Source organism: Streptomyces sp. NPDC093064, from assembly GCF_044754605.1.
GTDB lineage: Bacteria > Actinomycetota > Actinomycetes > Streptomycetales > Streptomycetaceae > Streptomyces.
Map to the genome: position 1 here is coordinate 111,173 of NZ_JBIVPK010000004.1, position 23,817 is coordinate 134,989.

At 72.7% G+C, this 23,817-nt stretch carries 24 protein-coding genes and 1 tRNA gene; 16 read left to right on the plus strand and 9 right to left on the minus strand.

The window, feature by feature from the left end:
- Window positions 1-12: 12 nt before the first annotated feature.
- From ACIQFZ_RS06970 to ACIQFZ_RS06980, 3 genes are all read left to right on the plus strand, one after another.
- Window positions 13-1,578, plus strand: coding sequence for an APC family permease (locus tag ACIQFZ_RS06970; protein WP_376412177.1), 1,566 nt, complete (start codon window positions 13-15; stop codon window positions 1,576-1,578).
- 141 nt (window positions 1,579-1,719) lie between these two features.
- On the plus strand, window positions 1,720-2,409 hold the full coding sequence (locus ACIQFZ_RS06975) for a molybdopterin-dependent oxidoreductase (RefSeq protein WP_383059452.1): 690 nt from the start codon (window positions 1,720-1,722) through the stop codon (window positions 2,407-2,409).
- Window positions 2,393-3,019, plus strand: coding sequence for a cytochrome b/b6 domain-containing protein (locus ACIQFZ_RS06980; protein ID WP_383059414.1), 627 nt, complete (start codon window positions 2,393-2,395; stop codon window positions 3,017-3,019). The genes ACIQFZ_RS06975 and ACIQFZ_RS06980 overlap by 17 nt, the downstream gene beginning before the upstream one ends.
- Window positions 3,020-3,095: 76 nt before the next feature.
- On the opposite strand, the gene ACIQFZ_RS06985 is transcribed toward ACIQFZ_RS06980, so the two are convergent.
- Window positions 3,096-4,493, minus strand: a complete 1,398-nt coding sequence (locus tag ACIQFZ_RS06985; RefSeq protein WP_402690783.1) for a gluconate:H+ symporter — start codon at window positions 4,491-4,493, stop codon at window positions 3,096-3,098.
- A 79-nt stretch (window positions 4,494-4,572) separates the two neighbouring features.
- Window positions 4,573-5,112: a gluconokinase gene (locus ACIQFZ_RS06990; protein WP_365436461.1), complete on the minus strand. Its 540-nt coding sequence runs from the start codon at window positions 5,110-5,112 to the stop codon at window positions 4,573-4,575.
- Window positions 5,113-5,254: 142 nt separating this feature from the next.
- Between ACIQFZ_RS06990 and ACIQFZ_RS06995 the strand changes: the two genes are divergently transcribed.
- Complete coding sequence (locus ACIQFZ_RS06995; RefSeq protein WP_365436458.1) at window positions 5,255-5,959, plus strand: FCD domain-containing protein; 705 nt, start codon at window positions 5,255-5,257, stop codon at window positions 5,957-5,959.
- Between the two features lie 12 nt (window positions 5,960-5,971).
- On the opposite strand, the gene ACIQFZ_RS07000 is transcribed toward ACIQFZ_RS06995, so the two are convergent.
- A complete protein-coding gene (locus tag ACIQFZ_RS07000) occupies window positions 5,972-6,349 on the minus strand; it encodes a YchJ family metal-binding protein (protein WP_365774383.1) in 378 nt (125 codons plus the stop codon).
- Window positions 6,350-6,526: 177 nt separating this feature from the next.
- Between ACIQFZ_RS07000 and ACIQFZ_RS07005 the strand changes: the two genes are divergently transcribed.
- Window positions 6,527-6,838, plus strand: a complete 312-nt coding sequence (locus tag ACIQFZ_RS07005) for a dsRBD fold-containing protein (RefSeq protein WP_361412877.1) — start codon at window positions 6,527-6,529, stop codon at window positions 6,836-6,838.
- A 12-nt stretch (window positions 6,839-6,850) separates the two neighbouring features.
- On the plus strand, window positions 6,851-8,143 hold the full coding sequence (locus ACIQFZ_RS07010) for a phosphoribosyltransferase family protein (protein ID WP_402690784.1): 1,293 nt from the start codon (window positions 6,851-6,853) through the stop codon (window positions 8,141-8,143).
- A 77-nt stretch (window positions 8,144-8,220) separates the two neighbouring features.
- On the opposite strand, the gene ACIQFZ_RS07015 is transcribed toward ACIQFZ_RS07010, so the two are convergent.
- Window positions 8,221-8,308, minus strand: a tRNA-Leu gene (locus ACIQFZ_RS07015).
- A 227-nt stretch (window positions 8,309-8,535) separates the two neighbouring features.
- On the opposite strand from ACIQFZ_RS07015, the gene ACIQFZ_RS07020 reads away from it, so the two are divergent.
- From ACIQFZ_RS07020 to ACIQFZ_RS07030, 3 genes are all read left to right on the plus strand, one after another.
- Window positions 8,536-9,861 (plus strand): M20/M25/M40 family metallo-hydrolase, encoded by a 1,326-nt coding sequence (locus ACIQFZ_RS07020; RefSeq protein WP_383059410.1) that lies wholly within the window; start codon window positions 8,536-8,538, stop codon window positions 9,859-9,861.
- Window positions 9,862-10,028: 167 nt separating this feature from the next.
- Window positions 10,029-10,262 carry a chaplin ChpH gene (gene chpH, locus ACIQFZ_RS07025; protein ID WP_365435683.1) on the plus strand — a complete coding sequence of 78 codons (234 nt, stop codon included), beginning with the start codon at window positions 10,029-10,031 and terminating at the stop codon, window positions 10,260-10,262.
- 190 nt (window positions 10,263-10,452) lie between these two features.
- Complete coding sequence (locus tag ACIQFZ_RS07030; protein WP_383060062.1) at window positions 10,453-11,271, plus strand: chaplin; 819 nt, start codon at window positions 10,453-10,455, stop codon at window positions 11,269-11,271.
- Between the two features lie 77 nt (window positions 11,272-11,348).
- Here ACIQFZ_RS07030 and ACIQFZ_RS07035 read toward each other — a convergent pair whose 3' ends face one another.
- Complete coding sequence (locus tag ACIQFZ_RS07035) at window positions 11,349-11,537, minus strand: DUF5703 family protein (protein WP_030244084.1); 189 nt, start codon at window positions 11,535-11,537, stop codon at window positions 11,349-11,351.
- 47 nt (window positions 11,538-11,584) lie between these two features.
- On the opposite strand from ACIQFZ_RS07035, the gene ACIQFZ_RS07040 reads away from it, so the two are divergent.
- Entirely contained in the window at window positions 11,585-12,304 is a 720-nt protein-coding gene (locus ACIQFZ_RS07040) for a hypothetical protein (RefSeq protein WP_365437506.1), read from the plus strand.
- A gap of 111 nt (window positions 12,305-12,415) precedes the next feature.
- On the opposite strand, the gene ACIQFZ_RS07045 is transcribed toward ACIQFZ_RS07040, so the two are convergent.
- Together ACIQFZ_RS07045 and ACIQFZ_RS07050 are read right to left on the minus strand one after the other, a co-directional pair.
- A complete protein-coding gene (locus ACIQFZ_RS07045) occupies window positions 12,416-14,947 on the minus strand; it encodes a helix-hairpin-helix domain-containing protein (protein ID WP_402690785.1) in 2,532 nt (843 codons plus the stop codon).
- The gene (locus tag ACIQFZ_RS07050) at window positions 14,944-15,927 is read right to left on the minus strand and encodes an aldo/keto reductase (RefSeq protein WP_402690786.1); all 984 of its coding nucleotides are present in this window, start codon (window positions 15,925-15,927) and stop codon (window positions 14,944-14,946) included. Before ACIQFZ_RS07050 ends, ACIQFZ_RS07045 begins: the two co-directional genes overlap by 4 nt.
- Window positions 15,928-16,103: 176 nt before the next feature.
- Between ACIQFZ_RS07050 and ACIQFZ_RS07055 the strand changes: the two genes are divergently transcribed.
- Together ACIQFZ_RS07055 and ACIQFZ_RS07060 are read left to right on the plus strand one after the other, a co-directional pair.
- Window positions 16,104-17,159 (plus strand): LLM class F420-dependent oxidoreductase, encoded by a 1,056-nt coding sequence (locus ACIQFZ_RS07055; protein WP_365425702.1) that lies wholly within the window; start codon window positions 16,104-16,106, stop codon window positions 17,157-17,159.
- A gap of 284 nt (window positions 17,160-17,443) precedes the next feature.
- Window positions 17,444-18,232: a ferritin-like domain-containing protein gene (locus ACIQFZ_RS07060; protein WP_402690787.1), complete on the plus strand. Its 789-nt coding sequence runs from the start codon at window positions 17,444-17,446 to the stop codon at window positions 18,230-18,232.
- 15 nt (window positions 18,233-18,247) lie between these two features.
- Here the strand turns inward: ACIQFZ_RS07060 and corA are convergent, their stop codons facing one another.
- On the minus strand, window positions 18,248-19,246 hold the full coding sequence (gene corA, locus ACIQFZ_RS07065; protein ID WP_402690788.1) for a magnesium/cobalt transporter CorA: 999 nt from the start codon (window positions 19,244-19,246) through the stop codon (window positions 18,248-18,250).
- A gap of 61 nt (window positions 19,247-19,307) precedes the next feature.
- Here corA and ACIQFZ_RS07070 point away from each other — a divergent pair, with 61 nt between their 5' ends.
- The 4 genes from ACIQFZ_RS07070 to mshC all read left to right on the plus strand — a co-directional run bounded on the left by ACIQFZ_RS07070 (window position 19,308) and on the right by mshC (window position 22,762).
- Window positions 19,308-19,994 carry a histidine phosphatase family protein gene (locus tag ACIQFZ_RS07070; RefSeq protein ID WP_402690789.1) on the plus strand — a complete coding sequence of 229 codons (687 nt, stop codon included), beginning with the start codon at window positions 19,308-19,310 and terminating at the stop codon, window positions 19,992-19,994.
- A 79-nt stretch (window positions 19,995-20,073) separates the two neighbouring features.
- Window positions 20,074-20,664 carry a DUF3090 domain-containing protein gene (locus tag ACIQFZ_RS07075; RefSeq protein ID WP_361412867.1) on the plus strand — a complete coding sequence of 197 codons (591 nt, stop codon included), beginning with the start codon at window positions 20,074-20,076 and terminating at the stop codon, window positions 20,662-20,664.
- Window positions 20,628-21,458 carry an SCO1664 family protein gene (locus ACIQFZ_RS07080; protein ID WP_376651683.1) on the plus strand — a complete coding sequence of 277 codons (831 nt, stop codon included), beginning with the start codon at window positions 20,628-20,630 and terminating at the stop codon, window positions 21,456-21,458. The genes ACIQFZ_RS07075 and ACIQFZ_RS07080 overlap by 37 nt, the downstream gene beginning before the upstream one ends.
- Window positions 21,459-21,532: 74 nt before the next feature.
- Window positions 21,533-22,762 (plus strand): cysteine--1-D-myo-inosityl 2-amino-2-deoxy-alpha-D-glucopyranoside ligase, encoded by a 1,230-nt coding sequence (gene mshC, locus ACIQFZ_RS07085; RefSeq protein ID WP_402690790.1) that lies wholly within the window; start codon window positions 21,533-21,535, stop codon window positions 22,760-22,762.
- A 61-nt stretch (window positions 22,763-22,823) separates the two neighbouring features.
- Here the strand turns inward: mshC and ACIQFZ_RS07090 are convergent, their stop codons facing one another.
- Window positions 22,824-23,813 carry a PAC2 family protein gene (locus ACIQFZ_RS07090; protein WP_365425692.1) on the minus strand — a complete coding sequence of 330 codons (990 nt, stop codon included), beginning with the start codon at window positions 23,811-23,813 and terminating at the stop codon, window positions 22,824-22,826.
- Window positions 23,814-23,817 lie beyond the last annotated feature (4 nt).

Genomic DNA, 23,817 nt, shown 5'->3' on the forward strand with positions numbered 1-23,817 from the left:
GACGAACCCCCGATGACGACGGGCAGTTCGAGCACGAGCAGAACCACCGCCGACGGCGGCGGCATCAGTACGTTCAAGGGACAGGAGCGCGCCCTGCGCGCCGACCGCCTCGGCACGGGGGGTCTGCTGCTCTCCGTGCTCGCGGCGACCGCCCCGCTCATGGTGGTCGCGGGTGTCATGCCCACCACATTCGCGGTGATGGGGATCGTCGGACAGCCGCTGCTCTTCGTGGTCCTCGGCACCGTGCTGATCCTCTTCAGCTTCGGGTACGCCGAGATGAGCCGCCACGTCCACAACGCGGGTGCCTTCTACGCCTACATCTCCCGGGGCCTCGGCGGCACGGCGGGCGCCGGCGCGGCGCTCGTCGCCCTCGTCGCCTACAACGCGCTCCAGGCCGGCATCTACGGGATCTTCGGCTTCGAGGTCTCCAACCTGTTCGCCACCTACGCCGACGTCACCGTCGCCTGGTGGATCCCCGCGCTCGCGGCCGCGGCCGTCGTCGGCGCGCTCGGCTGGCTGAAGATCGACGTCAACGCGCGCGTGCTCGGCGTGCTGCTGGTCATCGAGGTCGTACTCGTCGTGATCTTCGACGTGGCGGCGATCGCCGACCCCGCCAAGGAGGGCCTGTCCCTGCACGCCTTCAACCCGGACACCCTCGCCGGCGCCGGCATCGGCACCGCGCTGTGCTTCTGCATCGCGGCCTTCCTCGGCTTCGAGCAGGCCCCGGTGTACGCGGAGGAGACCAGCCGCCCGCACGTCCTGGTCCCGCGCGTGATGTTCCTCGCCGTCGCCGGCGTCGCCGTCTTCTTCGCGGTCAGCAGCTGGGCCCTCACCGTCGCCACCGGCCCCTCGGCGATCATCGGCACGGCGCAGAAGGAGAGCGCCGGGCTGCTGTTCACCCTGACCGAGTCGCGGCTCGGCGGCACCTTCACCGACGTCCTGCACGTCCTGTTCGTCACCGGCATGTTCGCGGCCATGCTGAGCTTCCACAACGTCGTCGCCCGGTACGCCTTCGCCATGGGCCGCGAGGGCCTGCTGCCGGCCGCCTTCGGGCGCACGTCCAGCTCCAGCGGCGCGCCCGCGACCGGATCCCTCTCGCAGACCGTCGTCTCACTGGTCATCGTGATCGCCTTCGCCGTCACCGACGACAAGCCGACCGGCGACCCGACCGCGCCCGTGCTGCACCTGTTCACCTGGTTCGGCAACCTCGGCGCGCTCGGCGTGATCGTGCTGATGGCGGCCGCCAGCGTCTCGGTGATCGTCTTCTTCGTACGGCGCGGCGCGGCGGCCGCGCAGGCCTGGCGACTGGTCACCTCCGCCGTGGCCGGCCTGGCCCTGCTGGTGATCGCCACCTACACCGTCAAGGACTTCGACGTCCTGGTCGACGCCGGCCCCGGCTCGGCCCTGAGCCGGGTGCTGCCCGGCATCATCGGCCTCGCCCTCGTCGTCGGCCTGGTCCAGGGCGCCGTACTGCGCTCCCGCCGGCCGGAGGCACATGCCCGCATCGGGCTGGGCAACGAGGCCTTCCAGCTGGAGAAGGCCGCGGAGGCGGCGGAGACCGCGGAGACGGCGCCCTGAGCCCCGGGTACGGGAAACAGTGACGGAAGTCTGACGAGCACCCGCGATCCCTGGCCCGCCCGGGGGCGCGGGTGCTCGAATGAAGATGTGAACCCCGAACTCCCCGATGAGGAGGGACGGCCCGAGGAGGAAGGCCGCCCCATGGGCCGCCGCATCTTCCTCGCCACCCTCGGCCTCGGCGCCCTCGGCGTGGCCACCGCGCCCACGCTGCAACGCGGCATGGAGGGCCTCCTCGGCGCGGTGTCCGGCAAGGACCCCACCGGCCTGACCGGCCTGCTGCCGAACGGCGGCGGTTTCCGCTACTACTCGGTCGCCGCCTCGGTCCCGCACGAGGACGCCACGGACTACCGCCTCACCGTCGACGGCCTCGTCGACCACCCCGCCGCCTACACGCTGGCCGACCTCAGGGCCATGCCCCGCACCCGCATGGTCCGCGACGTCCAGTGCGTCACCGGCTGGCGGGTGCCCGGCACACCCTTCGAGGGCGTACGGCTCTCCCGGCTGCTCGACGCGGCCGGAGTGCGGACGGGCGCCAGAGCCGTCCGCTTCACCTGCTTCGACGGCACCTACACCGAGAGCCTCACCCTCGCCCAGGCCCGCCGCCCCGACGTGCTGGTCGCGCTGCGCATGCAGGACAAGGACCTGACCCACGCGCACGGCGGGCCGGTCCGCCTGTACGTGGCCCCCATGTACTTCTACAAGTCGGCCAAGTGGCTCTCCGGCATCACCGTCACCGACCGCGTCGAGCCCGGCTACTGGGAGAAGCTCGGCTACGACGTCGACGCCTGGGTCGGCCGTTCGAACGGACGCACCGATGTCCCTACGAGCTGACACCCCGGCCCCGCCCGGCACCCGCGTCCGCCGCTTCACCCGGGCCGAGCGGTGGGTGCACCGGACCACGGCCGCGCTCATGGGCGTGTGCGTGGTGACGGCGGCCTGCCTCTACATCCCCCAGCTCGCCGAACTGGTCGGCCGGCGCGAACTGGTCGTCCGCGTCCACGAGTGCGCGGGCCTCGCCCTGCCCGTACCGGTCCTGCTGGGCCTGGCCTCCCGCGCCTTCCGCGCCGACCTGCGCCGCCTCAACCGCTTCGGCCGGCACGACCGGGTCTGGCTGCGCGCCGCCCTGCGCCGCGACCGCCGGCCCGCCTCCCGCCCGGCCGGAAAGTTCAACGCCGGCCAGAAGATCTACGCCGCCTGGATCGCCGGCGCCGGCCTGGTCATGCTCGGCACGGGCCTGCTGATGTGGTTCACCCACCTCACCCCGGTGGCCTGGCGCACCAGCGCGACCTTCGTCCACGACTGGCTCGCCCTGACCATCGGCGTCGTCCTGGCCGGCCACATCGGCATGGCCTTCGGCGACCCGGAGGCCCGTCGCGGCCTGCGCACCGGCCTGGTGACCCGTGAGTGGGCGGCCGGGGAACACCCGCTGTGGCGCCCGTAGGCCCACCGGCGGGGGCACGGACGCGGCGGCCGTGACCGGGTGGTGCCCGGCCACGGCCACCGTCGATGGCGTACCGCTAGATCACCAGGGACAGCAGCAGGACCAGGGCGCCCGCCACCACCGAGATGATCGTTTCCATGACCGACCAGCTCTTGATCGTCTGGCCGACGCTCAGCCCGAAGTACTCCTTCACCAGCCAGAACCCGGCGTCGTTGACATGGCTGAAGAACAGCGAGCCGGCGCCGACGGCCAGCACCAGCAGGGCGGCGTGGGTGGTCGACATGTCGGCCGCGAGCGGGGCGACCAGACCGGCCGCCGAGATGGTCGCCACGGTCGCCGAACCGGTCGCGAGCCGGATCGCCACCGCGATCAGCCAGGCCAGTAGCAGCGCCGGTATCGACCAGTCCTTGGAGATGTCCAGGACCATCTGGCCCACCCCGGCGTCGATCAGCGTCTGCTTGAAGCCGCCGCCCGCGCCCACGATCAGCAGGATGCCGGCGATGGGCATGAGGCCCTTCTCGACGGTCGAGGAGATCCGCTCCTTGCTGAACCCGGCCGGCATCCCCAGCGTGAAGACGCCGACGAGCACGGCGGCGAGCAGCGCGATCATCGGGGAGCCGATGACGTCGAAGACACGCTGGGCCATGTTCGCCGGGTCGTCCACGACGATGTCGACCAGGGCCTTGGCCAGCATCAGCACCACCGGGAGCAGCACCGTGGCCAGCGTGGCGCCGAAGCCCGGACGACGCTCGAGTTCCTCCGACGGGCGCTGCGGCAGCATCCGCTCCGGAACGGGGACGTCCACCCAGCGGGCCGCGACCTTGGCGAACAGCGGACCGGCGATGATCACCGTCGGTATGGCGACGAGGATGCCGAGCGCCAGCGTCACGCCCAGGTTGGCCTTGACCGCGTCGATGGCGACCAGCGGGCCGGGGTGCGGCGGGATCAGGCCGTGCATCACGGACAGACCGGCCAGCGCCGGCACCCCGATGCGCATCAGGGAGTAGTTGCCGCGCTTGGCCACCATCAGCACGACCGGGATCAGCAGCACGATGCCGACCTCGAAGAACAGCGGCAGACCGATCACGGAGGCGATCAGCACCATCGCCCACGGCATCGCCCGGCCCTTGGCCTTCGCCAGGATCGTGTCGACGACCTGGTCGGCGCCGCCGGAGTCGGCGAGCAGCTTGCCGAGGATCGCGCCGAGGGCGATCAGCACGCCCACGCCGGCGACGGTGGAGCCCAGGCCGGTGGTGAAGCTGGCGATCGCCTTGTCGAGCGGTGCCCCGGCGACCGCGCCGAGCACCAGCGATCCGATGGTCAGGGACAGGAAGGCGTGCAGCTTGAACCTGGTGATGAGCAGGACGATGACGGCGATGCCCGCGAGGACGGCGATGCCGAGCTGGGCGTGGCCGGCCGAGGTGATCGGCGGGGGCGCGTCCGCTGCCAGCATCTCGACGCTGAGTCTGGTCACGGTGTTCCCTTGCAGGTGAAGAGGGACGGTGGGGAGAGGTGTGCCGCAGCCGGCGAGCGTGGGGGAGAGGCGCCGGGGCTCACGGCCGCGGCTCCTCGGAGGACTGCGTGGAGCTGTCGAGGCCGTCCAGCGCGGCCACCGCGCGTGCGGTGATCTCCTCGGGCGACCCGGAGACGTCGACCGCGACGCCCCGCTCGTCCCGCTGGAGCGGCTGCAGCGTGGCGAACTGGGAATCCAGCAGCGCCGTCGGCATGAAGTGACCCTGACGGTGCGCCATCCGGTCCTCGATGAGCTTCCGGTCGCCCGTGAGGTGCACGAAGGCGACGCCGGGAGCCGCGGCCCGCAGCCGGTCGCGGTACGACCGCTTCAGCGCCGAGCTGCTCACCACCCCGCCCAGCCCCGCCCGCCCGTGGGCCCAGGCGCCGATGGCGTCGAGCCACGGCCACCGGTCCTCGTCGCCGAGCGGGATCCCGGCCGTCATCTTGGCGATGTTGGCCTGCGGGTGGAAGTCGTCGCCCTCGGCGTACGGGACGCCGAGCCGGGCGGCGAGCAGGGGACCGATCGTGGTCTTGCCCGTGCCGGCGACGCCCATCACCACGACGACGTGGGGGGTGCGCATCACTGCCTCGCTGTCTTCCTCGACATGGGACGCCGACATCCGGCGTTCGCCACACTGAAACCCATAGGTACGACTAATTCAAGGGTCTGTGACATATAAGTCTGACTTTTTGAGATCGTGATCCGCCCCGTACGCTGAGTGCATGAGCACACCGGGCCGAGGGCTGCACGGCCGCGTACTGGACACCCTCGGCCCCGCCATCACCGCGGGCGAGTATCCGCCGGGCAGCGTGCTGCGCACCGACGAACTGGCGCAGCGCTTCGACGTGTCACGCTCCGTGATGCGCGAGGCGGTCCGCGTCCTGGAGTCCATGCACCTGGTCGCCTCACGCCGCCGCGTCGGCGTGACCGTGCTCCCCCAGGCCGAGTGGAACGTCTACGACCCGCAGGTCATCCGCTGGCGCCTGGCGGGCGCCGACCGGCCCCGGCAGCTGCGGTCGCTGACCGTGCTGCGCTCCGCCGTCGAACCGGCCGCCGCGGGTCTGGCCGCCCGGCTCGCCACCCCCGAGCAGTGCGCCGAACTCACCGGGTGCGCCCTCGGCATGGTGGCCAACTCACGCGGCCACCACCGGCTTCAGGCGTACCTGGTCCACGACATCGCCTTCCACCGGGTGATCCTCAGCGCCTCCGGGAACGAGATGTTCGCCCGCCTCGGCGACGTCGTCGCCGAGGTCCTGGCGGGCCGCACCCACCACGAGGTCATGTTCGAGGAGCCCGACCCCGCCGCCGTCACCCTCCACGTCCAGCTCGCCGAGGCGGTCCGGGCCCGCGACGCGGACCAGGCCGAGCGGCTGACCCGCGAGATCACCGTCGGGGCCCTCCAGGAACTGGACGTCCTGGCGCCGTAGCTCGGCGCGTCTTCACTGCTCGGGGAAGTCCCCGTCCACGTACACCCACGCCCCGTCGACCCGCTCGAACCGGCTGCGCTCGAGCAGCGAGCCACCCCGGTAGGACGCCCGGAACGTCACCGTCCCGGTGCCGTGGAACGCCGAACCGTCCGTCGCGCCGAGGATCTCCAGCCCTGTCCAGCGCATCCCGGGATCCAGATCGAGCCGCGCCGGCCGGGTCCGCGGGTGCCAGGTCCGCAGCAGATACCCCGCGTCCCGCCGCACGAAGGCGCAGTACCGGGACCGCATCAGCGCTTCGGCGGTCGGCGCGGCGGCGGCGCCACCGTGGTAGCGGCCGCAGCACCTCTCGTACGGCTCGGGCAGCCCGCACGGGCAGGAACGCGTGGTCATGCCCCCCATTCTGCCCGCGGCGGCGCACCCGCCCGCCCCCGGTACGCCCGCGCCCCCCCGTCGCGCCCGTGCGGCACGGGCGCGACGGGGGCACAGTGGAAGACGGAGGCCACGCAGGTCACTCGTCGCCGCGACAGTGTGGCCTTGCCTCCCACCGGAGTTGAGGAGACTCGGACGATGACTCGACCCGTCGGCAGCCGGCCTCCGTCCGTCAAGGAGTGGCGGCTCAATCTGTATCTGTCCGAACACGATCCGGACACCACGGCCCGGATCGTTTTGGACACAGGCGACAACGTCCTGGAGACCCGGGCGGAGGCCCGCCGCAATCCGTACGACATGGCGGTGCCCGAGATCGGCGACGAACTCGCGGCCGGCCGTGCGCTGATCGCGCTGGGCCGCGAGCTGCTGCGCGCCGCCGCGGGCGACATCGACGCGGTGGGAGCGCCGGAGGCGACGCCTCCCGTCCCCCTGTGGACATCGAGGGAGTGAAGGAGCCGAACGGTGCTCTTCACGGACCGTCTCGACGCGGGACGGCGGCTGGCCGCCCGCCTGGAACACCTCACCGGCCAGGACGTCGTGGTGCTCGGTCTGCCCCGCGGCGGCGTTCCCGTGGCCGAGGTCGTCGCGGAGGCGCTCGGCGCCCCGCTGGACGTGTGCCTGGTACGGAAACTGGGCGTGCCCTTCCACCCGGAGCTGGGCATGGGGGCGATCGGCGAGGACGGCGTACGCGTACTCGGCGAGGACGTGCTGCGCGAGGCACGCGTCACACCCGGGGAACTCGCGCGCGTCGAGGAGCGCGAACGCGACGAGCTCCAGCGGCGTGCCGAGCGCTACCGGGGCGAACGGCCACCGGTCGCCGTCGCGGGCCGGACCGTCGTGGTCGTGGACGACGGCGTGGCCACCGGCTCGACCGCGCGGGCGGCCTGCCGGACGGTACGCGCCCGCGGTGCGACGCGGACCGTGCTGGCGGTCCCCGTCGCACCGCCGGACTGGACGCACCGGCTGGGCGGCGAGGCCGACGAGCTGGTGTGCCTGGCCACCCCGCCGGACTTCTTCGCGGTCGGACAGTTCTACGCCGACTTCGCCCAGCTCGACGACGAGGACGTCGTCGCCTGCCTTCGCCGGGCGGCGGGCCGCTCGCACCGGTTCCCCGTCGACCGCGAGGTGGAGGTGGCGGCCGGTGCCGTGCGGCTCGACGGCCATCTGACGGTGCCCCCCGAGGCCGTCGGCATCGTGGTCTTCGCCCACGGCAGCGGCAGCGGACGGCACAGCCCGCGCAACCGCTTCGTCGCCGAGGGCCTGAACCGGGCCGGCCTCGGCACCCTCCTGTTCGACCTGCTCACCGAGGAGGAGGCGCGGGAGCGGGCCAACGTGTTCGACACCACCCTGCTGGCCGCCCGGCTCACCGCAGCCACCGGCTGGCTGCGCGGCCGACCCGGCGTCGAGCGGATGGCGGTCGGCTACTTCGGCGCCAGCACCGGCGCGGCCGCCGCCCTCTGGGCCGCGGCGGAACCCGGCGCGCACATAGCCGCCGTGGTCTCCCGAGGCGGCCGTCCGGACCTCGCAGGGCCGCGCCTGCCGGACGTGACCGCCCCCACCCTGCTCATCGTCGGCGGTGCCGACACCGTCGTCCTCGACCTCAACCGCCAGGCGCAGGCCCGTCTGCGCTGCGAGAGCCACCTCGGCGTCGTCCCCGGCGCCACCCATCTCTTCGAGGAGCCCGGAGCCCTGGAGACGGTGACCGACCTGGCCCGGGACTGGTTCACGGACCACATGGCGGCGGCGCACGTGTAGCCCCGGGGCGCCGTGCGACGTGCGGTGGGAACGCGAAAAAACGGTGCCGACCGATACTGGTCGACACCGTTTTCCGGTGGTGTCCGAGGGGGGACTTGAACCCCCACGCCCGATAAAGGGCACTAGCACCTCAAGCTAGCGCGTCTGCCATTCCGCCACCCGGACGGGGTGTGTGTCGTGCAGGCTCTCCCGCGGCGACGAAGGAAACATTACCAGGCTTTCGGCCAGGCCCGATCACCCGTCCCGTCCCAGGAGGCCGCGCGCGGGCGAGCCGGGAGCGGGCGGCGGCGGGCGGGGCCCGAGGCTCTCTTGGGGTTGGCGCGGGGGAGGGGGAGGATGAGTGGACCACCGGCACACGGGGTGGCCACCAGCACACAGCGGGAGGAAGCAGCGTGAGCGAGACGGGCACGGCCAGGGGCGTCACCGGCGAGGACGAGGTCGTGGACCTCTGCCGCGAGCTGATCCAGATCGACACCAGCAACTACGGCGACCACTCGGGACCGGGTGAGCGCAGGGCGGCCGAGTACGTCGCCGAGAAGCTCGCCGAGGTGGGCCTGGAGCCGAAGATCTTCGAGTCGCACCCGGGCCGGGCCTCGACGGTGGCCCGCATCGAGGGCGAGGACCCCTCCCGGCCGGCGCTGCTGATCCACGGCCACACCGACGTCGTACCGGCCAACGCCGACGACTGGACCCACCACCCCTTCTCCGGGGAGGTCGCGGACGGGTGCGTGTGGGGCCGCGGCGCGGTCGACATGAAGGACATGGACGCGATGACGCTGGCGGTCGTGCGCGACCGGCTGCGCAGCGGCCGCAGGCCCCCGCGGGACATCGTGCTCGCCTTCCTCGCCGACGAGGAGGCCGGCGGCACGTACGGCGCCCGGTACCTGGTGGACAACCACCCGGACCTGTTCGAGGGGGTCAACGAGGCGATCAGCGAGGTCGGCGGGTTCTCCTTCACCGTCAGCGAACAGCGGCGGCTGTACCTGATCCAGACGGCCGAGAAGGGCATGCACTGGATGAAGCTGAGCGTGGCCGGCACCGCGGGGCACGGCTCGATGATCCACCGGGACAACGCGATCACCGAGCTGTCGGAGGCCGTCGCCCGGCTCGGCCGTCACAGGTTCCCGGTGCGGGTGACCAAGACCACCCGCGCCTTCCTGGACGAGCTCGGCGACGCGCTCGGCACCAAGCTCGACCCGGAGGACATGGACGGCACGATCGCGAAGCTCGGCGGCATCGCCAAGCTCATCGGCGCCACCCTGAGCAACACCGCCAACCCCACGCAGCTGGGCGCCGGTTACAAGGTCAACGTCATCCCGGGCGAGGCCACCGCGCACGTCGACGGGCGGTTCCTGCCCGGCTTCGAGGAGGAGTTCCTCGCCGACCTCGACCGGATCCTGGGACCGAAGGTCAAGCGCGAGGACGTGCACTCCGACAAGGCCGTCGAGACCAGCTTCGACGGGGCCCTGGTGGAGGCGATGCAGTCCGCGCTGGTGGCCGAGGACCCGGCCGCGAAGGCCATCCCCTACATGCTCTCCGGAGGCACCGACGCCAAGTCCTTCGACGACCTGGGCATCCGGGGCTTCGGCTTCGCGCCGCTGAAGCTGCCGCCGGAGCTGGACTTCGCGGGCATGTTCCACGGCGTGGACGAGCGAGTGCCGGTGGACGGCCTGAAGTTCGGCGTGCGCGTGCTCGACCGGTTCATCGACGCGTCCTGAGATCCGCCCGGATTCGTCATCAACGGATTGACCCCGGTAATCGACCGGGCGTGCGGGAATGACCGGAAGAGTGAATGCGACCATAAGCTCGTATCCCGATTAGTTCCTTCTCGTTACAGGTGATGCGATCAGCAACATGAGATCGCCTTTGTCAACGAGGAGGAATAATGATCAAGAAGGTCGTCGCTGCCGCGGTCGCCACCGGTGGACTGGTTCTCGCGGGCGCCGGGATGGCCGCCGCCGACTCGGGCGCCCAGGGTGCTGCCGTGCAGTCCCCGGGCGTTCTTTCCGGCAACGTCATCCAGGTGCCCGTTCACGTGCCGGTGAACGTGTGCGGCAACACGATCTCGGTGATCGGGCTGCTGAACCCCGCCTTCGGCAACACCTGCGGCAACCGCTGACGTTGTGCCCCGCCCCGTGAGGGTCTGACTCCATCGACTCCGTGGGGGGTCTGAACCCGTCGGCCCCGGAGCGCCCGCCATGCGCTCCGGGGCCGACCGGTTTATCGGCGCGGTCGCGACGGCGGAATTCCGACGGATGCGACCGCGCGTTCCGGAAGGTTCGAGAAGGTCGAAGGCAGGGATTCAGAAAATGCGACAGGTCACCCGCAAGGGCCTGATGACGGTGGCCGCAGCCACTGGCGTGATCGCCGCGGCGAGCGGCTACGCCCACGCCGACGCGGGCGCGTCCGGCGCCGCGGCCGGCTCACCGGGCGTGCTGTCCGGCAACACGGTGCAGGTGCCGGTGCACGTGCCGGTGAACGTCTGCGGCAACACGATTAACGTCGTCGGGCTGCTCAACCCGGCAGCGGGCAACACCTGCGCCCAGCACGGCGGCAGCGCGTCCGGGAACAACGGAGGCTCCCACGCCGAGGGGCGCACCAGCGGCTCGCCGGGCGTCGGCTCCGGCAACACGGTGCAGGTGCCGGTCGACATCCCCGTCAACGTCTGCGGTAACAGCGTCGACGTGATCGGTGTGGCCAACCCGGCCATGGGCAACCACTGCGCCAACGGCGGCGGGAGCCGCACCACGCCTCCGGGCGGCGACCGGGAGAACCCGCCCGGCACACCGAGGCACCCGGGCCGCCCGGGTCATCCGGTCCACCCGGGTACGCCCGTCACGCCCAGTCACCCGGGTACTCCGGGTCAGCCCGGCACACCTGGCACACCGGGCACTCCTGGCACCCCCGTTACCCCGGCCACGCCGCCCTCCCAGGGCGGCGGCAGCACCCCCGGTGGTTCGACGCGGGTGAACCAGCCGGAGGCGCAGTCCGTCGCCGCGACCAGCAGCCGTGCGCAGCTCGCCCACACCGGCAGCGAACTGCCGATGGGCACCGTCCTGCCGGTGGGCGCGGGCGCGCTGCTCGCGGGTGCGGTGCTGTACCGCAAGGCACGGGCCTCCGCCAGGTAGCCCGAAAACGGCGATGCGCATGACAGAGCGGGCCCCGCGTCGGCGGGGCCCGCTGTGGCTGGGTCGGCCGCCTCAGCTCACCACGTGGCGCGCACCTGGCGAATGATCCGCCGGCGCAACCGCACCCTGCGGCTGCCGTCGCGCAGCAGGCTCAGACGGTACAACTCCCAGTGTCCGTACTCGGCGTGGTCCGTCAGCAGACGTGCCGTCTCCTTGCGGGACACCCCACGCGGGACGTACACGTCGACAAATTCGTATTCCGGCATCGCATCTATTGTGCGGGCTGGGGCCCGGTACGGATAGCGTCTGCACTATGTCTGATGCTGCGCAGCCCACCGCTGCCGAGGTACGCGCCGCCGCCGAGGCGGTCAAGACCGCGCTCGACCGCCACCTGGCCGCGGTCGAACGCAGGTCGGGGGACGAAGACCCGGCCGTCTACGAGGCGTTCAACCAGCTGGCCGCGGCGGCGGAGGCGTACGACGAACTGCTCTACGACCGCCACGACGAGGTCACGCCCTTCGAGATCCCCGGTGACGACTCGCTGCCGCCGTACACGGGTCCCGAGGAGCCGAACGCGATCAGCGTGCTGATCCGCCGCGACTACGCCGTGGCCGAGCCGCAGCGGCTGCTGGCTCAGGCCCAGCGGGTGGAGGCCGCGGACTCGGAGGCCGTCCTGGGCACCGCAGAGGGCGCCTCCGGCACGGTGCACGGGGCGATCAGCATCCTGTTCGGCGAGTTCGAACCGGACGAGATCGCCTCCCGGCACAAGGAGTTCGGCCTGGAGGAGGGTGACTCCACATTGTGGGTCACCGCCGCGGACGAGCCCGCCGACCCGGGCGACTGGCTGGACGCCCCCTTCGAGCACGTCGACCCGGAGCGGGTCGTGTGCCGCTTCGACGTCAGCGCGGTCTTCGACGACGAGGACGACGAGCTGGACGACGACCTCGACGAGGACGAGGATCTCGACGAGGACGACTTCAACGCGCCGCTCGACGACGAGGACCTGGAACCGCTGGACGCGAACGACCGTTGACGCCGTGGGCGGACCGGCACTCGCCGGTCCGCCCGGTCGCACGCCGGGCGGATCCGCGGCGGCCGAGGCGTGCGTTCCCGGAGTTCTGGGAGTTCCAGGAATGCCGGGATGTCAGCCGGCCGTCCGCTCCTGTGTCCCGGGGTCCTGCGCCGGCGGCTGGAGCAGGGCGGGCAGACGGGTCGTACGGGGCCTGGCCGGGATCTCGGCGACGGCACGGGGCAGTGCTTGCTCCACGCCGTGCACCACGGACAGATGCCGGGCGGCCCGGCTGAACGCCGTGTAGACCCACGGGCGGCTGAGCGCCTGCGCCGCGTCGCCGGGCAGCACGACGACCACCGCGGGCCACCGGCCGCCCACGGCCTGGTGCGCGGTCAGCGCCCACCCGTGCCGCAGCTGCGTCTCCACCCGTTCCTTCGGGACCACCACGTCGGCGCCCGAGCAGGACAGGTGCAGTCCCTCGACGTCGGCCTTCATCACCTGACCGGGCAGCGTACGGCCCGGAGCGGGGGAGTAGGCGATCCGGTCGCCGGGGTCGAAACCGCCGAAGCGGCCGGGGCCCGGGTTGAGCCGCTCCTTCAGTGCCGCGTTCAGCGCCCGCGTGCCGGCCGCGCCGCCGTGGCCTGGGGTGATCACCACGGTCTGCTCGGCCGGGACGCCGATCGCCCGCGGCACCGAGTCCGCGACGAGCTGCACGGTCCGGTGCACGGCCTCGCCCGCGTCCCGCACCGGGACGATCACGACCTCCTTGCCGGGCGCCGCCACCTGGTTCAGCTCGCCGGCGCCGATACCGGAGACCAGCTCGCCCAGCGGGCCCGGATCCGGCAGGCGCGAGGCGATCTGCGGGCACACCCGCGCCGCCAGCAGATCCGCGAACACCCGTCCAGGCCCCACGGACCACAGCACCGCCGGATCCCCGGCCAGCACCAGCCGCGCCCCGTCCGGCAGCGACTCGACCAGCAGGGCCGCCGTCTCCACGTCCAGTTGGGGCGCGTCGAGCACGACGAGGAGGTCCAGCGCGAGCGAACCGTCCTCGTCCCGGCCGGGGCCCTCGGCGCCGGACAGCAGTCCGGCCACAGTGGCGACGGGGGGCGCGGGCGCCTCCGAGGGCTCCTGCGCCCGCGGGAGCCGCCGTAGTAGCTGCCCGAAGCCGTCCCGGCCGAGCGGGCTGTGGGCGGCGGCCCAGGCGCGCAGCCCGAGACGACCCGCCTCGCCCAGCAGCCGCGCGGGCTCGACGCGGGACGCCTCCCCGCCGGTGTGCAGCACCAGTCCGTGCCCGGCCACGGCCCGGAGCAACTCGGCGGCGGAGCCCTCGGCGGAGGCGGCGGCCCGCTCCCAGTCCGACGCGGAACCGCCTTCCTTCGGCGCGGAGTTGATCAGGCGGGCGAATCCGTCGGCCAGACTCTCCTCGGCGAGCGCGTACCTCTCCAGTCCGACGAGGACGCGCACCGGACGCTCGCCGTCCTCGTCCGCCTCCTCGGTGGCCGGGGCGTCCTCCAGGGCGTCCTGGAACACCAGGGCCTCGCCCTCCGTCAGCGTGCCGTTCAGGGCCGCTTCGGGGTCGGGCACCGCCCGCTGGGCCAGGGCGGCGGTCAGGGCCGGGGCTTCCAGGGCCGTGTGCCCGGCGAGGGCGGCCTGCTCCAGCAGCCACACGGTCAACGCCCGGCCGCGGCGCTCGTCGTCGGGGCCGCACTCCGCGCCGAGCAGGGCGCGCGCGAATCCGTCGGCCTGCTCCGGCCGTACGCCGGTGACGTGCAGCAACTGCCAGGGGTCGGCGCGCAGCCGCTCCTCCGCGGCCTCGCCGAGGGCCGCGGCGACCTGGGGGGCGAGCGTCTCCGGTGCGCCGCCTTGGGCCAGCACCCGGCCCACCGCCTGGACGGTCTCAGGCGCAGGCCCGGCGGGCGCGGGGGCAGCCTCGGGTGCCATGGTCCTCGGCCGCGGTGCCGGTTCGGGGGCGGGACGGCGCGGTGCGGGCTCGGGCTCGGCGAAGACGGTGGCCGAGGGTTTCTCACCGCTCTCCACGGCCCGCACGGCGGCCAGCAGGTCGGCCGCCTTGCCGCTGAGCTTGCCGCCGCTCGCGATCGGCCCCTTCCGCTCGGCCTTCCGCTGCTCGATCCGTTCCCGCTCGACCCGCTGAGCCGCCAACTCGGCCTCGGCCTCGGACTTCTCGCCCGCGTCGGAGTCGTCCGAGCCGCCCAAGTCGTCCGAGCCGTCCGAGGTCTCCGCCCCCGCGCCACTGGCGCCCGCGCCGTCCTCAGGGTCGCCGCCCGCATCCGGAGCGACGCCCCCACCCGAGGCCGCACCGGCCTCGGAGGCGCCGTCCGCCGCGGTCGTTCCGGCTTCGGAGGCGCCGTCTTCCTTGCTCGCCCCGCTTTCCGAGGCGCCGCCTCGCGAGGCCGTCCCGCCGTCCGAGGTGTCGCCTTCCGCGGCCCCATCGCCTTCCGAGGCGCCACCCCCCGCGCTCCTTCCGGCCCCGGAGGCGTCCCCCTCCGCAGCCGCCCCGCCTTCCGGCGCGCTGTTCCCCGACGTACCGCCCCCCGACGTACCGCCCTCCCCGACCGGCTCGTCGTGGCGGAGGCCGTCGTCCGCCCCGGGGTCCGGGGTGCCAGGCCCCGTCTGTTCCGTGGTCTCCGGCTCCGTGCTCACAGCGTGCTCCAGTCGTGATCGGGATAGCGGTGCACGGGCTCCGACACGTCGTCGAGCGCCCGGCAGATCTCGTCAGGAAGACTAAGCGCCTCCACTGACAGCACCGCCGTGAGCTGCTGCGCGTTGCGGGTACCGACGATCGGCGCCGCCACGCCCGGCCGGTCGCGGACCCAGGCCAGCGCCACCTCGAGCGGGGTCACCGCCAGCCCGTCCGCCGCCGTGGACACCGCGTCCACGATGCGGCCCGCCGCGTCGTCCAGGTACGGCTCGACGAACGGCGCCAGGTGCTCCGAGGCGCCCCGGGAGTCCGGCGGCGTCCCGTTGCGGTACTTGCCGGTCAGCACGCCGCGGCCCAGCGGTGAGGACGGCAGCAGGCCGACGCCCAGGTCCAGCGCGGCGGGCAGCACCTCGCGCTCCACGCCGCGTTGCAGCAGCGAGTACTCCATCTGCGTGCTCGCCAGCCGCGTCCGGGCGCCGGGCGCCGCGAGCTGCCAGGTCGTCGCCTTGGCCAGCTGCCAGCCGCAGAAGTTGGAGACGCCCGCGTAGCGCACCCGGCCGCTGCCGACGGCGAGGTCGACCGCGTGGAGGGTCTCCTCCAGCGGCGTGTGCGGGTCGAAGGCGTGGACGTGCCACACGTCGACGTAGTCCGTGCCGAGGCGGGCGAGGGAGGCGTCCAGCGCGGCCAGCAGATGGCCGCGGGAGCCGTCGAAGCGCCGGTCCGGGTCCGGCACGCTGCCCGCCTTGGTCGAGACGACCAGGTCACGGCGGGGCACGAGGCCGTCCATGAGCCGCCCGAGCAGGTACTCGGCCTCTCCGTCGCCGTACACGTCCGCTGTGTCCACGAGGGTGCCGCCCGCCTCCCAGAACACCTTCAGCATGTCCGCGGCGTCGTGCTCGCCGGTGTCCCGGCCCCAGGTGAGGGTGCCGAGGCCGATGCGGGACACGCGCAGGCCCGTACGGCCGAGATGCCTCTGCTCCATGGTCGCCGACATTACTGGCCACGGCAGGTACGTGGGTGACCTGTGGACAACCCGGTCTCCGCCGCCTGGGCGGCGCCGCGAACCGGCCGTTCCGCACGTCGTGCACTGCCATGTGCCGCGGGGCCGCGTTAGTGTTCCCCGCACAACGGACGTTACTGATCGGTAAGGGGAACGGCATGCAGCTCGGGATCAACCTCGGCTACTGGGGTGCCGGCATGGACGCGGACAACCTGGCCGTCGCGCAGGAGGCGGACCGGCTCGGATACGCCGTGTGCTGGGCCGCCGAGGCCTACGGCTCGGACGCGGCCACGGTGCTCACCTGGGTCGCCGCGCAGACCGAGCGCATCGACGTGGGCTCGGCCATCTTCCAGATCCCCGCCCGGCAGCCGGCGATGACGGCGATGACGGCCGCCACGCTGGACTCGCTGTCCGGCGGCCGCTTCCGGCTCGGCCTCGGCGTCTCCGGCCCGCAGGTGTCCGAGGGCTGGTACGGCGTGAAGTTCGACAAGCCGCTGGCCCGCACCCGCGAGTACGTCGAGATCGTCCGCAGGGCGATGACGCGGGAGCGGCTGACGTACGACGGCGAGCACTGGACGCTGCCCCTGCCGGGCGGCCCCGGCAAGCCGATCAAGCTCACCGTGCACCCTCAGCGCGAGCACATCCCGCTCTACATCGCCGCCATCGGCCCGAAGAACCTGGAGCAGACCGGTGAGATCGCCGACGGGGCGCTGCTCATCTTCCCCTCCGCCGACCACCTCGAGGAGACGGCGGTCAAGTACCTGCGCGCGGGCCGCGAGAAGGCCGGCATGACCCTGGACGGCTTCGACGTCTGCCCGACTCTGCCGCTGGCCGTCGGCGACGACAAGGACGTGCCCCGCCTCGCCGACACCTTCCGCCCCTACACCGCGCTGTACGTCGGCGGCATGGGCAGCCGCAAGCAGAACTTCTACAACCAACTCGCCCGCCGCATGGGCTATGAGAAAGAGGCCGCGGAGATCCAGGACAAGTACCTGTCCGGCGACAAGCAGGGCGCCGCGGCCGCCGTACCGCAGCAGCTCATCGACCAGACCACACTGCTCGGCTCCGTCGACCGGATCGCGGACCGCATGAAGGCCTACGCGGCGGCCGGGGTGACCACGCTGACCCTCGCCCCCGCGGGCTTCACGCTGGAGGAGCGGCTGGCCTCGCTGCGGGCCGGCACCGACGCCCTGGAGCGCGCCGGGCTGGCGTGAGGGCTGACGTGACCGCCCGCCGCGACACGGCAGGCGGCGGGCGGTACGTTGGTGGCTTTTCGCGGCCGTGGTGGGGGCTCGGGGGTCTTCCCCGCCACGGCCGTCACGGAGAACAACGCGCCCGCCGCCGCGCGGTTACGCCCGTGTCCGGCCCCGTTCCGATCGCCCCGCCGCCCGACGCGCGCTCCTCCGTTCGGCGTAGTGCGCCCGCACCCATGTTGCGGCAGCCGCGCGGTCGCATTTGACTCGTGCTGCGCGGCAGTCAGGCAGGGAGGTGGCCCGCGGTGCTTTCGCCCAGAAGCCTGTTCCAGGAGATCGTCGACCACGACGAGACCTTCCGGCTGTTCTGCTCCATCGCGGCCGGCGGGGAGGCGCAGGGCGGCTGGGAGAACGGCCGGATCGCGGCGCTCGTACCGCCCCGCGAGCGCGGCCTCGCCCCGAAGATCGCCCGCCACGGGGCGGACGAGGACAAGCACGGCCGGATCTTCCGCGCCCTGCTGCGCAAGCGCGGTCTGGAACCCGTGCCGGTGCCCCCGGAGACGGACTACACGATGCTCCTGGAGCGGCGGGGCATCGGGCTCCCGCACGACCGGCTCCGCACCGACGAGCCGCTCACCGTGGAGGACCTCGTCGTCTACCTGGCCCACAGCCGGGTCACCGAACAGCGCGCCTGCGAGCAGATGAGGCTGCTGTGCAGGCACTTCGGCGACCACCCCGGCATCGGGCGGACGGTGCGGATGATCGCCGACGACGAGGACAACCACCTCGCCTACTGCCCCGAGGAACTGCTGCGCCTCGCCGCCGCCGGGTACGGCCGGACCATCCAGCGGACGCTGCACGCGTGCGCGCTCGCCGAGATCCGCGTCCACCGCGACGTCAGCCTCGCCGTCATGTCCCGGATGGGCCGCATCCTCGGCTGGTCCGCGGCCAGGTCGGCGCTCCTCGCGGCCGGCATCCACGCCGTGTACGCCTACGAGCGGCTGGTGGGCCGGCGCCGGATGGTGACCCTGCGCATGCCCGAGCGCCGCGCCGCCCTCGGCGGGCCCGCCGGCCCGGCGCCCGAGTTCGCCTGACGGGCGGCGCGGGACCTACAGCCAGCCCCGCCGCTTGAACAGCCGGTACAGCAGCATCTCCAGAGCGGCCATCAGCAGGATCACCGCCGGGTAGGACCACAGCCAGTGGAGCTCCGGCATGTGCGCGAAGTTCATGCCGTAGATACCGGCGATCATCGTGGGCACCGCGGCCATGGCCGCCCACGCGGAGATCTTCCGCATGTCGTCGTTCTGCTGGACGCCGGTCTGCGCGAGGTGCGCCGACAGGATGTCCGACACCAGCCGGTCCAGGCTCTCCACCGAGTCGTTGACCCGGGTCAGATGGTCGCTGACGTCCCGGAAGAAGGGCCGCGCCTTGTCGTCCACGAAGGGCACGGCCGGGGTGAACAGGCTCGTGCCGGTGCCGCCCAGGCGGGACATCGGCAGCGCCAGCGGGCCCGTCGCCCGCCGGAACTCCGTGATCCGGCGTTTGAAGCCGTAGATCCGTGCGGCGGAGTTCCGCGAGCCGCCGTCCGGCGAGAAGACCTCCGCCTCCAGCTCCTCCAGGTCCGTCTGGAGCTCGGCGGCCACGTCCAGGTAGTGGTCGACGGCGGTGTCGGCGATGGCGTACAGCACGGAGGTCGGGCCGTGGCCGAGCATCTCCGGCTCCTGTTCGAGACGGCGCCGTACGGCGGCAAGCCCGTCGCCCTCGCCGTGGCGGACCGTCACCACGAACGAGTCGCCCAGGAAGATCATGATCTCGCCGGTGGAGACGGCGTCGCTGCGCGGCTCGTACACCACGGGCTTGAGCACCACGAACAGCGAGTCGTCGTAGACCTCCAGCTTGGGCCGCTGATGCGCCTTCAGGGCGTCCTCGACCGCCAGGGGATGCAGCGCGAACTCCTCGGTGACCAGGTCGAACTCCTCCTCGCTCGGCTCGTGCAGCCCCACCCACACGAAACCCTCGGCGGCCCGCGCCGCGGCCAGGGCGTCGGAGAGGTCGGCGAAGCCCGGTGTGCGGTGGCCGTCACGGTAGACGACGCAGTCGACGATCACAGAGTGTGTTCTCCCTTCATCCGGTCGCCACCCGAAGCGTTCGTACGCCTACCCTGGCCGCATGCCCACGCTGATCCTCGTCAGGCACGGACGCTCCACCGCCAACACCGCCGGGCTGCTCGCCGGCTGGACCCCCGGGGTCGCCCTGGAAGAACGCGGCACCGCGCAGGCCGCGGCGCTGCCGGGGCGGCTCGACGGACTGCCGATCGCCGAAGTCGTCACCAGTCCGCTGCAGCGCTGCCGGGAAACCGTACGACCGCTGCTGGACGCCCGGCCGGAACTGACCGTGCACACGGACGAGCGGATCGGCGAGTGCCACTACGGCGACTGGTCCGGCCGCAAGCTCGCCGAGCTCAAGGACGAGCCGCTGATGGAGGTGGTGCAGGCGCACCCCTCGGCGGCCGCGTTCCCGGGGGGCGAGTCCATGCGCGCGATGCAGACCCGCGCCGCCGAGGCGGTGCGCGAGTGGAACGCGCGCGTGGAGCGCGACCACGGCGCCGACGCCGTCTACCTGATGTGCTCCCACGGTGACATCATCAAGTCCCTCGTCGCGGACGCGCTCGGCCTTCATCTGGACCTCTTCCAGAGGATCTCCGTCGAACCCTGTTCCGTCACCGCGATCCGCTACACCAGGTTGCGGCCCTTCCTGGTACGGCTCGGCGACACCGGGGACTTCGCGTCCCTGGCGCCGCGCGAGGAGCCGGAAGGCGACGACGCACCGGTCGGGGGCGGCGCGGGCGCACCGTGATCGTCGGCCGCAGTAGGGTGAAGCGGTCGCTCTCGACTTCTCGATTCAAACGTTCTCACGATTCCCATGGAGACAGGACGTGTCCCGTCAGGTGTTCCTCTACGACCCCCCGGACCGCTTCGTGGCCGGCACGGTCGGACTGCCCGGGCGCCGTACGTTCTTCCTCCAGGCCACCGCAGGCCCCCGGGTGACCAGCGTGGCCCTGGAGAAGACCCAGGTCGCCGCGCTCGCCGAGCGCATGGACGAACTGCTGGACGAGGTACTGCGCCGCAGCGGCGGCAGCGCCGCCGTGCCCGCCATGGCGCCCAGCGAGATCTCCGACACCGGCCCGCTGGACACTCCCATCGAGGAGGAGTTCCGGGTGGGCACCATGGCGCTCGCCTGGGACGGCGAGGAACAGCGCATGATCGTCGAGGCGCAGGCCCTCGTCGAGCTCGACGCGGAGTCCGAGGAGGACCTCGCCGAGGCCGAGGAGCGGCTGCTCCAGGACGAGGAGAACGGTCCCCCGATGCTGCGGGTCCGCCTCACCGGCGCGCAGGCGAGGGCCTTCGCCAAACGCGCCCTCGACGTCGTCAACGCCGGGCGGCCGCCGTGCCCGCTGTGCAGCCTCCCGCTCGATCCGGAAGGACACGTATGTCCGCGCCAGAACGGATACCGCCGCGGAGCGTGAAGCCCGGCGCCGAGTCCGCCGAACTGCTTGCCCAGGGTGAGCTGACCGTGCGCGGCCGCATCCGCGAGGCCTCCAACGCGGCGCTGTTCTGCACGGTCGCCTACGACGGCCTGGAGGCGTCCTGCGTGTACAAGCCGGTCGCCGGGGAGCGGCCGCTGTGGGACTTCCCCGACGGCACCCTTGCCGCCCGTGAGGTGGCGGCGTACGAGGTCTCCGAGGCGACCGGCTGGTCCCTGGTGCCGCCCACCGTGCTGCGCGACGGCCCGTACGGCGAGGGCATGGTCCAACTGTGGATCGAGGCGACCCCGGAAGTCGAACTGCTCGCGCTGCTGGACGCCGAGGAACCCGGCCCGGGCTGGAAGGCGATCGGCTTCGCCGAGGTCGGTGAGGGGCGCACGGCGCTGCTGGTGCACGCCGACGACGAGCGGCTGCGCCGGATGGCCGTGCTGGACGCGGTGATCAACAACGCCGACCGCAAGGGCGGCCACCTGCTGCCGACGCCGGAGGGGCACCTCTACGGCATCGACCACGGCGTCACCTTCAACGTCGAGAACAAGCTGCGCACGCTCCTGTGGGGCTGGGCGGGCGAACCGCTCCCGCCGGAGGTCCTGGCCGTCCTGAAGGCCCTGAAGGACACCCTCCGCGACGGCGCCCCCCTCGCTGCCCGGCTGGCCGCCCTGATCACCCCGGCCGAACTCGATGCCACCCGCGCACGCGTGACCACGCTGCTCACCTCCGGCACACACCCCGAGCCGAGCGGGGAGTGGCCGGCGATCCCGTGGCCGCCTGTCTGAGAGCACAGGGGTGAACCGGCCATCCGGGGTGGTCCGGTTCGTAGATGGGACCGCGGTCCGGTTACGCTCATGACATGCATGCCTGGCCCGCTTCCGAGGTCCCCGCCCTGCCTGGTGAGGGCCGCGACCTCAGGATCCACGACACCGCGACCGGTGGCCCTGTCACTCTCGACCCAGGTCCCGTCGCCCGTATCTATGTCTGCGGCATCACGCCGTACGACGCGACCCACATGGGGCACGCGGCGACCTACAACGCGTTCGACCTCGTGCAGCGCGTGTGGCTCGACACCAAGCGCCAGGTGCACTACGTCCAGAACGTGACCGACGTCGACGATCCCCTGCTGGAGCGGGCGCAGCGCGACGACGTCGACTGGGTGGAGCTGGCCGAGCAGGAGACGGCCCTGTTCCGTGAGGACATGACGGCCCTGCGGATGCTGCCGCCCCGGCACTACATCGGCGCCGTGGAGGCCATACCCGGCATCGTCCCGCTGGTCGAAAGACTGCGCGACCTGGGGGCGGCGTACGAGCTCGACGGGGACGTGTACTTCTCCGTCGAGTCCGACCCCCATTTCGGCGAGGTGTCCCGCCTCGACGCGGCGGCCATGCGGCTGCTGTCCGCCGAGCGCGGCGGCGACCCGGACCGCCAGGGCAAGAAGAACCCGCTCGACCCGATGCTGTGGATGGCCGCCCGGGACGGCGAGCCGAGCTGGGACGGGGGCTCCCTCGGCCGCGGTCGGCCCGGCTGGCACATCGAGTGCGTGGCCATCGCCCTGGACCACCTCGGCATGGGCTTCGAGGTACAGGGCGGCGGCTCCGACCTCGCCTTCCCGCACCACGAGATGGGCGCCTCGCACGCCCAGGTGCTCACCGGCGAGTTCCCCATGGCCAAGGCGTACGTCCACGCCGGCATGGTCGCGCTCGACGGCGAGAAGATGTCGAAGTCCAAGGGCAACCTGGTCTTCGTCTCGCAGCTCAGGCGTGACGGCGTCGACCCCGCCGCCATCCGCCTCGCGCTCCTCGCCCACCACTACCGCTCCGACTGGGAGTGGACCGACCTGGTGCTCCAGGAAGCGGTCGAGCGTCTGGGCCGCTGGCGCGCGGCCGTCTCCCGTCCCGACGGCCCCTCCGCGGACGCGCTCGTCGAGGAGATCCGCGACGCTCTCGCCGACGACCTGAACGCCCCGGCGGCCCTTGCCGCGGTCGACCGTTGGGTGGCCCTCCAGCAGGAGCGCGGCGGCGAGGACATCGGCGCCCCCGGCCTCGTCTCGCGCGCCGTGGACGCCCTCCTGGGCGTGGCTCTCTGACCCATCCGGCCGGACACGGCATCAGGGGCGGTGCGCGTCACGCGCACCGCCCCTGATCCGTTCACTCCTCCGAGGCTTCGCTCCCGGCGTCCCCGTCGTCCGACTCCGCCTTCGGCGGTCGCGGCGGCCGGGGCCGGCCACCGGGGCCGTCCCGCAGATACGAGCCACCGTCGCCGCCGTCCGCCGTGGCGTGGCCGCCCGGCGGGCCGCCGCCGTCCCGGCGCCGCAGATACCGCTCGAACTCGCGGGCGATCGCCTCGCCCGACGCCTCCGGCAGCTCGGCGGTGTCCCGGGCCTCCTCCAGCGTCTGGACGTACTCCGCGACCTCGCTGTCCTCGGCGGCCAGCTGGTCCACGCCCACCTGCCAGGCACGCGCGTCCTCCGGCAGCTCGCCCAGCGGAATGCGCAGGTCCAGCAGGTCCTCCAGACGGTTGAGGAGGGCCAGCGTGGCCTTCGGGTTCGGCGGCTGCGACACATAGTGCGGGACCGCCGCCCACAGCGAGACGGCCGGGACACCCGCGTGCGTGCAGGCCTCCTGGAGGATCCCGACGATGCCTGTCGGCCCCTCGTACTTGGTCTCCTCCAGGTCCATGCGGCGGGCCAGATCCGTGTCCGACGTGGTCCCGCTGATCGGGACCGGACGCGTGTGCGGGGTGTCGCCGAGCAGGGCGCCCAGGATGACCACCAGCTCCACGCCCAGCTCGTGCGCGAAGCCGAGCAGCTCGTTGCAGAACGAGCGCCAGCGCATCGACGGTTCGATGCCGCGGACCAGCACCAGGTCACGCGGCTTCTCCCCGCCGACCCGGACCACCGACAACCTCGTCGTCGGCCAGGTGATCTTGCGCACGCCGCCGTCCATGAACACGGTGGGGCGGTTGACCTGGAAGTCGTAGTAGTCCTCGGCGTCCAGCGCCGCGAACACCTCGCCCTTCCACTCCTTCTCCAGATGCGCGACCGCGGTGGAGGCGGCGTCGCCGGCATCGTTCCAGCCCTCGAACGCGGCCACCATGACCGGGTCGATCAGCTCGGGAACCCCCTCGAGCTCGATCACCCAG